The organism is Mycolicibacterium holsaticum DSM 44478 = JCM 12374, from assembly GCF_019645835.1.
GTDB lineage: Bacteria > Actinomycetota > Actinomycetes > Mycobacteriales > Mycobacteriaceae > Mycobacterium > Mycobacterium holsaticum.
Genome location: NZ_CP080998.1, coordinates 498,784 through 511,567 on the forward strand (window position 1 = coordinate 498,784; position 12,784 = coordinate 511,567).

The window sequence follows — 12,784 nt, forward strand, 5'->3', positions numbered from 1 at the left end:
AGGAGCATCAATGAGCCACGACTACCACAAGAACCCGGCCGCGATCGACGCGTTGACCCCCGAGCAGTACAACGTCACCCAGCGAAGCGGCACCGAGCGACCCTTCACCGGCCAATACCTCGACAACCACGAGCCCGGCATCTACGTCGACGTGGTGTCCGGTGAGCCGCTGTTCGCTTCGGTCGACAAGTTCGAAAGCGGTACCGGCTGGCCGAGTTTCACCAGGCCTCTCGACGGCGAACACATCGTCGAGAAGTCGGATCGCAGCCACATGATGGTGCGTACCGAAGTGCGCTCGCGACACGGTGACAGCCACCTCGGGCACGTTTTCACCGACGGGCCCGCCGCCGACGGCGGTCTGCGCTATTGCATCAATTCCGCGGCGCTGCGCTTCGTTCACCGTGACGACCTCGAGGCCGAGGGGTACGGAAAGTATCTACACCTGTTCGAAACCGCAGACGGATCCGAACTCACGGAGCCGCTGCGATGAACACCGATACCGCGATCCTGGCCGGCGGATGCTTCTGGGGCGTCCAAGACCTCATCCGGGCGCTGCCCGGAGTGATCTCCACCCGCGTCGGCTATACCGGCGGCCACAACGACCACCCGACCTATCGGAATCATCCGGGTCACGCCGAGGCGGTCGAAATCACCTACGACCCAGCGCAAACCGATTACCGCGCGCTGCTGGAGTTCTTCTTCCAGATCCATGACCCGACGACGAGAAACCGTCAGGGCAACGACATCGGTAGCAGCTACCGGTCGGCCATCTTCTACCTCGATGACGAGCAGAAGCGCATCGCGCTCGACACGATCGCCGACGTCGACGCCTCCGGGTTGTGGCCCGCCGCGGTCGTCACCGAGGTGACGCCGGCCGGTGCCTTCTGGGAAGCCGAACCAGAACACCAGGACTACCTGCAGCGCTACCCCGGCGGATACACCTGCCACTACGTGCGACCGGAGTGGAAACTCGCTGTCCCCAGCCGATCTGGTGACCCGCAGCCGACGCTTGAGGGGAGCCGCCATGATTGAACACCCCGATGCTCGGCGGGGTCGCATACCGGCGCGCGACCGGCAGATGCTCACCGCCGCGTACCTGCCGGTTATCGGACTGGTCGTCGCGACGTTCGCGGTGCACTTCTGGGCTCGCGGACGTCAACCGCAGGGAACTCGGCGATGACGCAGAACCCGGCCTTGAGCGCGCTGTCGGCGGCGGGGGTGTCGGTGTGGCTGGACGATCTGTCCCGTGACCGCCTGACATCGGGCAACCTGCAGCAGTTGATCGACACCCGAAGCGTCGTCGGCGTCACCACGAACCCGACGATTTTCCAACACGCGATCTCCCACGGCACGGCCTACACGCCGCAACTCACTGAACTCGCCGAACGCGGCGCCGACGACGAGTCGGCGATCCGCACCATCATCACCGACGACGTGCGCGCGGCCTGCGACGTGCTGCGCCCGCAGTGGGAAGCCTCCGGCGGCGTGGACGGGCGCGTATCGATCGAGGTTGATCCGCGGCTGGCCTATGACACCGACGCGACGGTCGACCAGGCCGTCGAGCTGTGGAAGATCGTCGACCGACCCAACCTGTTCATCAAGATTCCCGCCACGACGGCCGGGATGTCGGCGATCACCGCCACAGTGGCCGAAGGTATTTCGGTCAACGTGACGCTCATCTTCTCCGTCGAACGCCACCGCCAGGCGATGGCGGCTTATCTGGCCGGCCTGGAAGCCGCGCAACGCGCCGGTCGCGACCTCAGCGCAATCCACTCGGTGGCTTCGCTGTTCGTTTCCAGGGTCGACACCGAAGTCGATCGGCGGCTGGCGGAGGTCGGTACCGACGCGGCGAGGGCCCTGCGGGGGCAGGCGGCGATCGCGAACGCTCGCCTGGCGTACGCGGCATACCAGAACGTGTTCGAAGCCGGACAACGTTATGCCGCACTAAGTTACAGTGGCGCCCACGTGCAGCGGCCGCTGTGGGCATCCACCGGGGTGAAAAACCCTGCGTACCCCGACACGATGTACATCACCGCGCTGGTCGCACCAAACACGGTGAGCACCATTCCGGAGCACACCCTGGAGGCGTTCGCTGAGCACGGCGTCATCGGCGGTGACTCCGTCACCGGCACCGCCGGGCACGCCCAGGCGGTGCTCGACGCCGTCAGCGCGGTCGGCGTCGACCTCGCCGATGTCTTCGCGATGCTCGAAAACGACGGCGTCGCCAAGTTCGCCACCGCATGGGGCGAACTGCTCGACGCCTACTCCACATCAGCACAGGCCGCCCAACCCCACACGCCCGAAGGGGAACCGGACCGTTGACCGCGCACGCGCCCGCTATCGGAGCATTACGGCCGCCGCAGCGTCCGTTCCCGGCCCGGCTGGGCCCCAAGGGCACGCTGCTCTACAAGTTGTTGACGACCACCGATCACAAGCTGATCGGCATGATGTACTGCGTTGCCTGTTTCGCCTTTTTCTTCATCGGCGGGCTGATGGCGCTGTTGATCCGTACCGAGCTGGCCGCGCCGGGGCTGCAGTTCTTGTCCAATGAGCAGTACAACCAGCTGTTCACCATGCACGGCACGGTGATGCTGCTGTTCTACGCCACCCCGATCGTGTTCGGGTTCGCCAATCTCGTGCTGCCGCTGCAGATCGGCGCCCCCGATGTGGCCTTTCCGCGCCTGAATGCCTTGTCGTTCTGGCTGTTCCTGTTCGGCGCACTGATCGCGCTGGGCGGGTTCGCTGCCCCCGGCGGGCCTGCGGACTTCGGCTGGACCGCCTACACCCCGCTGTCGACCGCGATGCACTCCCCGGGCGCGGGCGGGGATCTGTGGATTCTGGGTCTGATCGTGGGCGGCCTGGGCACCATTCTGGGCGCGGTCAACATGATCACCACGGTGGTGTGCATGCGCGCCCCGGGAATGACGATGTTCCGGTTACCGATCTTCACCTGGAACATCCTGGTCACCAGCGTGATCGTGCTGGTCGCGTTCCCGTTGCTGACCTCTGGGCTGTTCGGGCTGGCCGCCGAACGCCACCTGGGCACCCACGTGTTCGACCCGGCCAACGGCGGGACCATGCTGTGGGAGCATCTGTTCTGGTTCTTCGGCCATCCCGAGGTGTACATCATCGCGTTGCCGTTCTTCGGCATCGTGACCGAGATCATCCCGGTCTTCAGCCGCAAGCCGGTGTTCGGCTACATCACGATGGTGTACGCCACCATCAGCATCGCGGCGCTGTCGATCGCGGTGTGGGCGCACCACCTGTATGCCACCGGTGCGGTGCTGCTGCCGTTCTTTTCGTTCATGACGTTCATGATCGCGGTGCCCACCGGGATCAAGTTCGTCAACTGGATCGGCACCATGTGGCGGGGCCAGTTGACGTTCGAGACGCCGATGCTGTTCTCGGTCGGGTTTCTGGTGACGTTCCTGCTCGGTGGTCTGTCCGGCGTGCTGCTGGCGTCCCCACCGGTCGACTTCCACGTCACTGACTCCTATTTCGTGGTGGCGCACTTCCACTACGTGCTGTTCGGCACGATCGTGTTCGCCACGTACGGCGGGGTGTATTTCTGGTTCCCCAAGCTGACCGGACGGCTATTGGATGAGCGGTTGGGCAAGCTGCACTTCTGGCTGACCCTGATCGGCTTTCACACCACGTTCTTGGTGCAGCACTGGCTCGGCGCGGCCGGCATGTCGCGCCGCTACGCCGACTATCTGCCCTCCGACGGGTTCACCACGCTCAACGTGGCCTCCACGATCGGTGCGTTCATCCTGGGGGTGTCGGTGCTGCCGTTCGGGTGGAATGTGTTCAAGAGCTGGCGCTACGGGGAACCGGTGCTCGTCGACGATCCGTGGGGTTACGGCAACTCGCTGGAGTGGGCGACATCGAGCCCGCCGCCGCGGCACAACTTCACCGAACTGCCGCGGATCCGTTCGGAACGGCCCGCGTTCGAACTGCACTACCCCCACATGATCGAGCGGCTACGCGCCGAATCCCACGTCCGCCTCGGTCGCGGCGAGCCGCATCACGATGACGCGGCGCTCACCTGAAATACCTACGCATAGCTCATCACTACAACAAGGAGCGCCAATGACCATCGTCAACAAGGGGTTTCGCAGGCGAAGCGACGAATCACCCCGCGAGCTGCCCCCGGGCCAACATCTGACCGCGGACTTCCCGGTCCTGCAAGCAGGACCGACGCCGAGCATCGAACTCGACGACTGGCGATTCACCATCCGAAACGAGATAGGGGCCCAACACGGCTGGACGTGGTCCCAGCTTCAGGAACTCCCCAGCGAGCACATCACCGTCGACATCCACTGCGTCACCAGTTGGTCCAAGCTGGACACTCACTGGGAAGGCGTCGCGCTCGACACGCTTTTCGAATCAATCGACACCGTAGCCGACTTCGCACTGGTCGGCTCCTACGGCGGATACACCACCAACATCCCCGTGGCCGACCTCACCGGCGGTAAAGCCTGGATCGTCTACGGCTTCGACGGCGAACCGCTGGCGCCCATCCATGGCGGACCGGCGCGCCTGCTGGTGCCTCACCTCTACTTCTGGAAATCCGCGAAGTGGGTGCGCTCCATCGAGCTGCACGACAGCGACACCGCCGGATTCTGGGAGCACCTCGGTTACCACAACTACGGCGACCCGTGGCGGGAACAACGCTACTCCGGAGACTGACTCGTGGACGACGCGTTGGCACCGAAGCTGCAGTGGCGGGTCGCGCGGGTGGTGGACTCCACACCCGAGACCGAATCCGCGCGCACGATCGGGCTTTCCGTACCCGGCTGGGGCGGTCACCTGGCCGGCCAGCACATCGACCTGAAGCTGACCGCCGAGGACGGGTACAGCGCGCAACGTAGCTATTCGCTTGGCAGACCGGCTGATTACCAGCGCATCGAGATCACCGTGCAGCAGATCACCGACGGGGAGGTGTCGCCCTATCTCATGGGAATGCGTCCCGGCGACATGATCGAACTCCGTGGCCCCATCGGCGGCTGGTTTGTCTGGCGGCCTGCTGAGGAGGACCGGGTGCTGTTGGTCGCGGGAGGATCGGGCATCGTGCCGCTGATGGCCATGCTGCGGCAACGGATATCGGTAGGTAGCGCCGAGTTCCGGCTGGTCTATTCGGTGCGCACGCCCGCCGATGTGTACTACGCCAAGGAGTTGGCCGAGCTCGAACGTGACTGTGACTGGCTGCAGGTCGCCGTCGTCTACACCCGGATATCGCCGCCGGCAGCCAGACCGCCGCGCCGTGTGGATGTTGGTGACCTGGTGGTGCCCGGGTGGGCACCACCCAAAGATGTGCGCGCCTACATCTGCGGCCCAACAGGTTTCGTGGAGGCGGTGACCAACAAGCTCATCGGGCAGGGGTATTCACCATCGGTCATCAGGACCGAGCGGTTCGGGCCAAGTGGCTGATCGAAGGAGTACGAGCAATGACCGCACCAATACACGTCGACGGTAACGCCGTCGCGGCAGCCTTCACCGACATCCTGGGCTTCGACGTCACCACCGCGATGCTGACGTGCGAAGGCTGCGGTCGCGCCGCAGCCTTCGCCGAAAGCCACGTCTATGAACGTGCTCCCGGCATCGTGGCGCGCTGCCCAGGCTGCGAGCACATACTGGCCCGGTTAGTGCAGACCCCGACCGTGGTGTGGCTGGACCTGCGAGGCACCCAGTCTTGGCGCATCCCCCTGCCAGCCCGGTGACCGAGCCCTTCAATGGCACCAGGTCGATGATCTGCACAGCAGCAACCGTTTTCGCACGACTAGCGCTCGCAGCGGGGTTCCTGTCGGCCGTAGCCGATCGCTTCGGGCTTTGGGGAGACGCCGGGACCAACCAGGTCGGCTGGGGAAACTTCGACGCGTTCACCCGGTATGTGCAGACCCTTGCCCCGTATTTGCCTACCGCATCGGTCACTGCTACGGCCTGGGGCGTTACCGTCATCGAGGTTCTGCTGGGCGTCACCCTGCTCGTCGGGGTGAAGATTCGGTGGGCGGCACTCGGCAGCGCTGCGACGCTGCTTGTGTTCGCCGTGTCAATGTTCGTCTTTTCCGGCTTCGAGACCCCACTGAGCGCATCGGTTTTCACTGCTGCCGCGGCGGCGCTACTGCTCACGCTGACGCCGCCGGCGAGCCACACCTTCAGTCTCGACCGTTTGCTCGTAAGCGGGCGCACACCCGTCGGCGCGGATTCACCCGGGTGAATCGACAGACCGGACGACGACAACTCACCCCGAACAGCGCCAGCATGTGTCCATGGCAAATGTTGACGCACAAGCGAAATGGAAATCGCCGCTGGCATCGCGTGATCCAGAGCTCACGGCACGGTTCGTCAACGACGCGCTGCCACATATGAGCCATCTCCACAGCCGCGCCCGCCGAATGACCGGCAGCGCCGTGGACGCCGAAGACCTGGTGCAGGAAACCATGCTGAGGGCTTACTCCGGATTCCACACCTTCGCCGATGGCACCAACATTCGGGGATGGCTGTTTCGCATCATGACCAACACGTACATCAACGGTTTGCGCCGTGCGCAACACCGACCGAGCGAGTACCTCAGCGACCACATCACCGACCGACAACTGGCCGCCCAGGACCGACACACCTCACACGGGGCACGATCGGCCGAACTGGATGCACTGGAGTTGTTGGGCGATAGCGAGATCGCCGCCGCGTTGGCGACGTTGCCGCTGCAGTTCCAACTGGCGATCTATTACCGCGACGTCGCGGGCTTCCGTTGCCGAGAGATCGCCGAGATTATGGCGTGCTGCGAGGGCACCGTCATGTCACGTCTGCACCGGGGCCGTGAACGGTTGCGAACCCTTCTGCAAGCCAGCCAGCACGACGGGGCCTGAGCGCCAGGACACGCGCGTTCGCAAGGAAATGCGACCACCGGCGTCGGCGGTGTTGTTCACTGGGCGAACCGCCCGTTGTTCGGCGGCGGGGCTTGTTTTCTCGTGGGGGACGCATGGGGCTTCGGCAGTGGATGACATCAGGACTCGTGGTCGCGGTTGCCGCAGGAGGCACGCTCGGCTGTTCCTCACCCGGCGTCGGCCAGCCTGCCCGCCAGGCCGTCGGCAAGCCGGATATCACTACCCTGACCGACGCCATGCTGGTTGATGAGACGGCGTTTCCACCCGTGCAAGACGGCCAGTTCAGCAGCGGGGTCTCCCGCTTCGAACGGTCCGCGATACCGTCGCAGCCACCAGAATGCTCTGCCCTCATCGGGCAGGTGCCCTTCACCGAGATCGGTCAGGCCGTGGCCGGCGGAGACCAATGGACGATGACGGTCGACGTTCTGCTGACGCCCGAACGCCCCGACCTGGCCGGCATCGTGAACAAGTGCGGGACCATCGTCGACACCGCCAACTCCGTGACGGCGACTGCCGAACGGGTGGACGCGGCGGACCTACCCGACTGGGCCGTCGCGATGCGCCTGAATTCGCCACCGCCGATAAATCCCTCGGTTGTAGCCGCCGGGCTCTACCGCGGTGTCTTGGTGCGTGCGCTGTACTGGCAGCCCGACGGGAACCTGACCCCCGGCATGGTCGACGCCGTGGTGAAAGCCTTCAACGACCAGGTGGCGAAGTTGCAAGTTGCGTAGGGCTGGATAACCAGCCAGGCGTCTCACCTGAGATCACATATGTCGGGGTGGCGGGATTCGAACCCACGACCTCTTCGTCCCGAACGAAGCGCGCTACCAAGCTGCGCCACACCCCGCGTGAAGCCACGACAGCGTATCGCACCGGTGGGGTGCGAAGCCAAACGCTCACCCCTGCCGGCGGGCCCGGATTTCCGCGACAGGGCGGGCCAAGTGTGGGGGCCGCGACACGCCGCGGGATGGATGTCGTTGTCGGTGGCGTTATGCACACTAACGACAGAGACAAAGAAGCGAGGCATGCGATGACCGTTTTAGGCGCATCCATCTACGTGGGCTTTTTCGCCCTGGCCGCGCTGTGGCTGTTCCTGACTTCAGAAGGCCCGCTGGTCAGCCGGTCCGACGATCAGGGCCAGCGACCTGAGCGCTCGAAGTCCACCAGCAGCGACGCCGCGTCCGAGGGGTCCAGCCCCTGGCTGGTCAGCCACTCGTCGCAGAAGTAGGTGTCGGCGTAGCGATCCCCGCTGTCAGCCAGCAGGGTCACCACCGAACCGCTGCGGCCCTCGGCCAGCATTTCCGCCAATAACCCGAACGAGCCCCAGAGGTTGGTCCCGGTCGACGGGCCCACCCGGCGGCCCAGCACCGCGCTGGCATGACGCGCGGCGGCCACCGAAGCCGCGTCGGGAACCATGACCATCCGATCGACCACGTCGGGCAGGAACGACGGCTCGACCCGCGGTCTGCCGATGCCTTCGATGCGCGAGGACATTCCGGTCACCACGTCCCCGCGGCCCTCCGCATACGACGGGAAGAACGCCGAGTTCTCCGGGTCCACCACGCACAACCGGGTGGCGTGGCGGCGGTAGCGGATGAAGCGGCCGATCGTCGCGCTGGTTCCGCCGGTACCCGCACCGACGACGATCCACTCCGGGATCGGGTGCGTCTCGTCGCGCATCTGGTCGAAGATCGACTCGGCGATGTTGTTGTTGCCACGCCAATCGGTGGCCCGCTCGGCGTTGGTGAACTGGTCGAGGAAGTGACCGCCGGTCTGCGCGGCGAGTCGCTCGGCCTCCTCATACATCTGCGCCGACTCGGCCACGAAATGACAACGCCCGCCTTGGGATTCGATGAGAGCGATCTTGCTCGCACTGGTCGAGGCCGGCATCACCGCGATGAACGGCAGACCCAGCAGCGCGGCGAAGTAGGCTTCCGACACCGCCGTCGACCCCGACGACGCCTCGATGATCGTGGTGTTCTCGTCGATCCAGCCGTTGCACAACCCGTACAGGAACAGCGACCGCGCGAGCCGGTGCTTGAGGCTCCCGGTGATGTGGGTGGACTCGTCTTTCAGGTACAGGTGCACGTCGCAGCCGTCACGCCACGCCGACGGCAGCGGATAACGCAGCAGGTGCGTGTCGGCGCTGCGCCGCGCGTCGGCCTCGATCAGCCGCACGGCGTTGTCGACCCACCCGCGTGGTCGGTCCCGGGCCGAGACGGTCATCGGTCGAGTGTCGGGTCAGGCCACGCCGGTGGCCGAAGCGCGTGCGTCACGCTGACACTCGGCAAGGCTCACCGCACGGACACGCTCGGATGGGACTGGCCCATCCGGCTGCCCACGTCGCGGCCGCCGGTCGGCGCAGGCACCAGCGTGAGCAGCGTGGCCTCCGGGCGGCAGCAGAACCTCAGCGGCGCATACGGTGACGTGCCGATACCCGCCGATACGTGCAGCTGCATGCGTGCACCCCACCGCGACGGCCCCTTGGCCCGCGACCGGTCCAGGTCGCAGTTGGTGACCAGGGCGCCGTAGAACGGCAGGCACAGCTGCCCGCCGTGGGTGTGGCCGGCCATCACCAGCTGATAGCCGTCGGCGGCGAAGCGGTCGAGCACCCGCGGCTCGGGCGAATGCGTCAGCCCCAGCTTCAGATCGGCCGCGGCGGGCGCTGGGCCGGCGATCGTCTCGTACCGGTCCCGCGACAGGTGCGGGTCATCGACACCAGCGGCGGCGATCCGCAGCCCGTTGACGGTGAACTCGCGGCGGTTGTGGGTCAGGTCCAGCCAGCCGCGTTCGGAGAACGCCGCCCGCAGATCCTGCCAGGGCAGCGGCTCGCCGTGCACCCGGTGGCCGGGCTTGGCCAGGTAGTTCAGCGGGTTCTTCGGGCGCGGGCCGAAGTAGTCGTTGCTGCCGAAGATGAACACCCCGGGCACGGCGAGCAGTTCGGTCAGCGACTGCACCACGGCCGGAACGGCCTTCGGGTGAGCCAGGTTGTCGCCGGTGTTGACCACCAGGTCCGGTTCCAGCGCCACCAGTTCGCGCAGCCACGCCTGCTTGCGGCGCTGGCCGGGCCGCATGTGGATGTCGCTGATGTGCAGCACCTTCAGCGGCGACGTCCCCGGCGAGAGCACCGGCATGGTCACCTCGCGCAGCACGAAGGCGTTGCGTTCGATGACCGAGGCGTACGCGATGCCGGCTGCCAACGCACCCGCGGTCACCGCGGCGGTGTTCTTCAGGGTCGTCGAATGGGGGGAACGAGCGGGCATGCATGTGAGCCTACTGCCAGTTGCCTGCGGTTACCGCTTTCCACAGCATGGCGTGGGCAACCGCACAGCCGTGCTCACCGTGGTGGCGGCGGTGCCGGAGGCGGCGGGCCGAGCACGGGAACCGTGATCGGCGGCAGACCCGGAATCTGCACCACGGTCTCGCCGACCGGCACCGGCAACCCCGGAATGCCCGGCGGGCCCTCAGGTGCGGGCGGTGGGGCCGGGGGAATGCCGTTGGAGATTTGCAGGGTGATGATCGAACCCGGCACCGTCTGCCCCGCGGGCGACGTGCCGACCACCGTGCCGTACGACGACGAACTGTTCACCGGCGTCGCGTCGTTGGCGACCTGGAAACCCGCGTCGCGCAGCCGCTGCCGGGCGGTGTCCTGGGACAGGCCCGCCACGCTGGGCACCCTGGATCCGGGCGCGCCGTCGACGTAGCGCGGATCGGTCGGGGGCAGGTTGACGTCGCCGAAGATGGTGGCGATCGGTTTCATCGCCGCGAACCACGTCCGTGCGGGCTCGTTGCCGCCGTAGAGGTTGCCGTCACCGCCGCATTTGCGCAGCGGGAACGAACACAGCGAGCCCGGTGACGACGAATCGTCGTAGATGTAGTTGGCGCCGGCCAGATGGTTGGTGAAGCCGAGGAAGCCCGACGAGCGGTGCGCCTCGGTGGTGCCGGTCTTACCCGACATCGGCAGGTTCCAGCCCACCGAGCCCGCGGCGCCCGCCGCGGTGCCCGCGCCCTGGTCGTCCTTGCTCAACGCGTTGGCCAGGGTGTTGGCCAGCCCGTCGGGCACCACCTGCTCGCATGTCTCGGTGGTCACCGACACCTGCTCACCGTGCCGGTCGACGACCTCGGCGATCGGGTTCGGCGGGCACCACATCCCGCCGGAGGCCAGGGTCGCGGCGACGTTCGACAACTCCAGCGGGTTGACCTCGATGGGCCCCAGGGTGAACGACCCGATGTTCTGCCGCTTGACGAAATCGGCGAGGCTCTCGTTGCTTTCGGGGTCGTAATCACGCGCGGTGCCGGGCAGCGCGTAGGACCGCAGGCCCAGCTTGACGGCCATGTCGACCGCCCGCGGCACCCCGATCTGCGAGATCAGCTTGGCGAAGGCGGTGTTGGGGGAGGTGGCCAGCGCGTCCGTCACGTTCATGCTGCCGCGGTAGTTGCCCGCGTTCTCCACGCACCATGTCGCCGGCGGGCAGCCCCTGGCCCCGCCGGTCCCCAGGCCCTTGGCCTGGAACCGGGCCGGTGCGTCCAGTTGCGCGTTGATGCCCATGCCCATCTCCATCGCGGCGGCGACGGTGAAGACCTTGAAGATCGACCCGGCACCGTCGCCGACCAGGGAGAACGGCTGCGGCTGCATGGTCTCCTCGGCGTCGGTGTTCAGGCCGTAGGTCCGGCTACTGGCCATGGCCAGCACCGGGTGGGACTCCTTGCCCGGCCGGATCACGCTCATCACGCTGGCGACACCGGCGCGTTCGGGATCGGCGAACTGGTTGACCGCTGCCTTCACCGGCGCCTGGATGTCGGGATCGAGCGTGGTTTTGATGAGGTAGCCGCCCTTGGCGACCTGCTCCTTGCTGATGCCCGCCCGGGCCAGGTACTCCAGCGCGTAGTCGCAGAAAAACGCGCGGTCACCGGCGGCGATGCAGCCGCGCGGCAGTTCCTTGGGCTGCGGCAGGATGCCCAGGGGTTTCTCCTTGGCCGCCCGCAACGCGGCGGCCTCTTCGGGGATGTTCTCGATCATCGTGTCGAGCACGACGTTGCGTCGGGCCAGCGCGCCGTCGGGGTTGGTGTACGGGTTCAACGTGCTGGTCGACTGGACCAGCCCGGCCAGCAGCGCCGCCTGCTCCCAGTCCAGGTCGGAGGCGTCGACGCCGAAGTAGGTCTGTGCGGCGTCCTGGACACCGAACGCCCCGTTGCCGAACGACACCAGGTTCAGGTAGCGGGTCAGGATCTCGGGCTTGGTGAACGTCTTGTCCAGCGTCAACGCCATCCGGATCTCGCGCAGCTTGCGCGCCGGGGTGGTCTCGATGGCCGCGCGGCGTTCGGCCTCGGTCTGCGCGATCACCAACAGCTGGTAGTTCTTCACGTACTGCTGCTCGATCGTCGAACCGCCGCGGGTGTCGAGGTTTCCGGAGAGATAACCCGAGAGGCCCGTCAGGGTGCCCTGCCAGTCCACGCCGTTGTGCTCGGCAAACCGTTTGTCCTCGATGGACACGATCGCCAGCTTCATGGTGTTGGCGATGTCCTCGCTGGACACCTCGAAGCGGCGCTGCGAGTACAGCCACGCGATGACGTTGCCCTTGGCGTCGACCATCGTCGACACCTGGGGGACCTCACCCTCGACCAACTGTGCCGATCCGTTGGCCACCACATCGGAGGCCCGGTTCGAGACCAGACCGATGCCGCCGACCACGGGGAACATCAGCGCCGCCGCCAGCACACTGGCCAGAAGAGCGCACCAGGCGAGCTTGATGACCGTGACCGTCGTGGGCGGCCGCGGTGGCGGGCTCTCTGGCATGGCTACAGAGTAACGACGCAGATTCGGCCGCAAAACGGGGCAGCGTCGATCGGCCGCCGAAAAAACGTCCAAGCAGCACACATATCCGCGTGACCGTCAA

Annotated in this window: 14 protein-coding genes and 1 tRNA gene; 11 read left to right on the top strand and 4 right to left on the bottom strand. The window is 66.4% G+C overall.

Annotated elements, in window-relative coordinates; translation table 11 throughout:
* Positions 1–10 precede the first annotated feature (10 nt).
* From msrB to K3U96_RS02500, 11 genes are all read left to right on the top strand, one after another.
* Complete coding sequence (gene msrB, locus K3U96_RS02450) at positions 11–490, top strand: peptide-methionine (R)-S-oxide reductase MsrB (RefSeq protein ID WP_220691957.1); 480 nt, start codon at positions 11–13, stop codon at positions 488–490.
* Positions 487–1,032 carry a peptide-methionine (S)-S-oxide reductase MsrA gene (gene msrA, locus K3U96_RS02455; RefSeq protein ID WP_220691958.1) on the top strand — a complete coding sequence of 182 codons (546 nt, stop codon included), beginning with the start codon at positions 487–489 and terminating at the stop codon, positions 1,030–1,032. Before msrB ends, msrA begins: the two co-directional genes overlap by 4 nt.
* Positions 1,025–1,180, top strand: coding sequence for a hypothetical protein (locus tag K3U96_RS02460; RefSeq protein ID WP_220691959.1), 156 nt, complete (start codon positions 1,025–1,027; stop codon positions 1,178–1,180). The genes msrA and K3U96_RS02460 overlap by 8 nt, the downstream gene beginning before the upstream one ends.
* Positions 1,177–2,322 (top strand): transaldolase, encoded by a 1,146-nt coding sequence (gene tal / locus K3U96_RS02465; RefSeq protein ID WP_220691960.1) that lies wholly within the window; start codon positions 1,177–1,179, stop codon positions 2,320–2,322. The genes K3U96_RS02460 and tal overlap by 4 nt, the downstream gene beginning before the upstream one ends.
* Positions 2,319–4,049 carry an aa3-type cytochrome oxidase subunit I gene (gene ctaD / locus K3U96_RS02470; RefSeq protein WP_220691961.1) on the top strand — a complete coding sequence of 577 codons (1,731 nt, stop codon included), beginning with the start codon at positions 2,319–2,321 and terminating at the stop codon, positions 4,047–4,049. The genes tal and ctaD overlap by 4 nt, the downstream gene beginning before the upstream one ends.
* 40 nt (positions 4,050–4,089) lie before the next feature.
* The gene (locus tag K3U96_RS02475) at positions 4,090–4,689 is read left to right on the top strand and encodes a molybdopterin-dependent oxidoreductase (protein WP_220691962.1); all 600 of its coding nucleotides are present in this window, start codon (positions 4,090–4,092) and stop codon (positions 4,687–4,689) included.
* 3 nt (positions 4,690–4,692) lie between these two features.
* Complete coding sequence (locus K3U96_RS02480; protein ID WP_220691963.1) at positions 4,693–5,430, top strand: ferredoxin reductase; 738 nt, start codon at positions 4,693–4,695, stop codon at positions 5,428–5,430.
* A 17-nt stretch (positions 5,431–5,447) separates the two neighbouring features.
* Positions 5,448–5,720, top strand: a complete 273-nt coding sequence (locus K3U96_RS02485) for a DUF6510 family protein (RefSeq protein WP_220691964.1) — start codon at positions 5,448–5,450, stop codon at positions 5,718–5,720.
* Positions 5,717–6,217 (top strand): DoxX family membrane protein, encoded by a 501-nt coding sequence (locus K3U96_RS02490; RefSeq protein ID WP_220691965.1) that lies wholly within the window; start codon positions 5,717–5,719, stop codon positions 6,215–6,217. The genes K3U96_RS02485 and K3U96_RS02490 overlap by 4 nt, the downstream gene beginning before the upstream one ends.
* Before the next feature lie 52 nt (positions 6,218–6,269).
* On the top strand, positions 6,270–6,869 hold the full coding sequence (locus K3U96_RS02495) for a sigma-70 family RNA polymerase sigma factor (protein WP_220691966.1): 600 nt from the start codon (positions 6,270–6,272) through the stop codon (positions 6,867–6,869).
* Positions 6,870–7,000: 131 nt separating this feature from the next.
* Positions 7,001–7,618: a hypothetical protein gene (locus K3U96_RS02500; protein WP_220691967.1), complete on the top strand. Its 618-nt coding sequence runs from the start codon at positions 7,001–7,003 to the stop codon at positions 7,616–7,618.
* Positions 7,619–7,660: 42 nt separating this feature from the next.
* Here the strand turns inward: K3U96_RS02500 and K3U96_RS02505 are convergent.
* The 4 genes from K3U96_RS02505 to ponA2 form a co-directional block, all read right to left on the bottom strand.
* Positions 7,661–7,734: transfer RNA gene (locus K3U96_RS02505), tRNA-Pro, on the bottom strand.
* A gap of 284 nt (positions 7,735–8,018) precedes the next feature.
* Entirely contained in the window at positions 8,019–9,113 is a 1,095-nt protein-coding gene (gene cds1 / locus K3U96_RS02510) for an L-cysteine desulfhydrase Cds1 (RefSeq protein WP_220691968.1), read from the bottom strand.
* 68 nt (positions 9,114–9,181) lie between these two features.
* Positions 9,182–10,150, bottom strand: coding sequence for a metallophosphoesterase (locus K3U96_RS02515; RefSeq protein WP_220691969.1), 969 nt, complete (start codon positions 10,148–10,150; stop codon positions 9,182–9,184).
* A 74-nt stretch (positions 10,151–10,224) separates the two neighbouring features.
* On the bottom strand, positions 10,225–12,684 hold the full coding sequence (gene ponA2, locus K3U96_RS02520) for a transglycosylase/D,D-transpeptidase PonA2 (RefSeq protein ID WP_220691970.1): 2,460 nt from the start codon (positions 12,682–12,684) through the stop codon (positions 10,225–10,227).
* Between the last annotated feature and the right edge of the window lie 100 nt (positions 12,685–12,784).

Coding starts and splice junctions, on each gene's coding strand:
- msrB (WP_220691957.1), top strand. CDS start 11: ATGAGCCACGACTACCACAAGAACCCGGCCGCGATCGACGCGTTGACC.
- K3U96_RS02460 (WP_220691959.1), top strand. CDS start 1,025: ATGATTGAACACCCCGATGCTCGGCGGGGTCGCATACCGGCGCGCGAC.
- K3U96_RS02515 (WP_220691969.1), bottom strand. CDS start 10,150: ATGCCCGCTCGTTCCCCCCATTCGACGACCCTGAAGAACACCGCCGCG.
- K3U96_RS02485 (WP_220691964.1), top strand. CDS start 5,448: ATGACCGCACCAATACACGTCGACGGTAACGCCGTCGCGGCAGCCTTC.
- K3U96_RS02500 (WP_220691967.1), top strand. CDS start 7,001: ATGACATCAGGACTCGTGGTCGCGGTTGCCGCAGGAGGCACGCTCGGC.
- tal (WP_220691960.1), top strand. CDS start 1,177: ATGACGCAGAACCCGGCCTTGAGCGCGCTGTCGGCGGCGGGGGTGTCG.
- K3U96_RS02495 (WP_220691966.1), top strand. CDS start 6,270: ATGGCAAATGTTGACGCACAAGCGAAATGGAAATCGCCGCTGGCATCG.
- cds1 (WP_220691968.1), bottom strand. CDS start 9,113: ATGACCGTCTCGGCCCGGGACCGACCACGCGGGTGGGTCGACAACGCC.
- ponA2 (WP_220691970.1), bottom strand. CDS start 12,684: ATGCCAGAGAGCCCGCCACCGCGGCCGCCCACGACGGTCACGGTCATC.
- K3U96_RS02475 (WP_220691962.1), top strand. CDS start 4,090: ATGACCATCGTCAACAAGGGGTTTCGCAGGCGAAGCGACGAATCACCC.
- msrA (WP_220691958.1), top strand. CDS start 487: ATGAACACCGATACCGCGATCCTGGCCGGCGGATGCTTCTGGGGCGTC.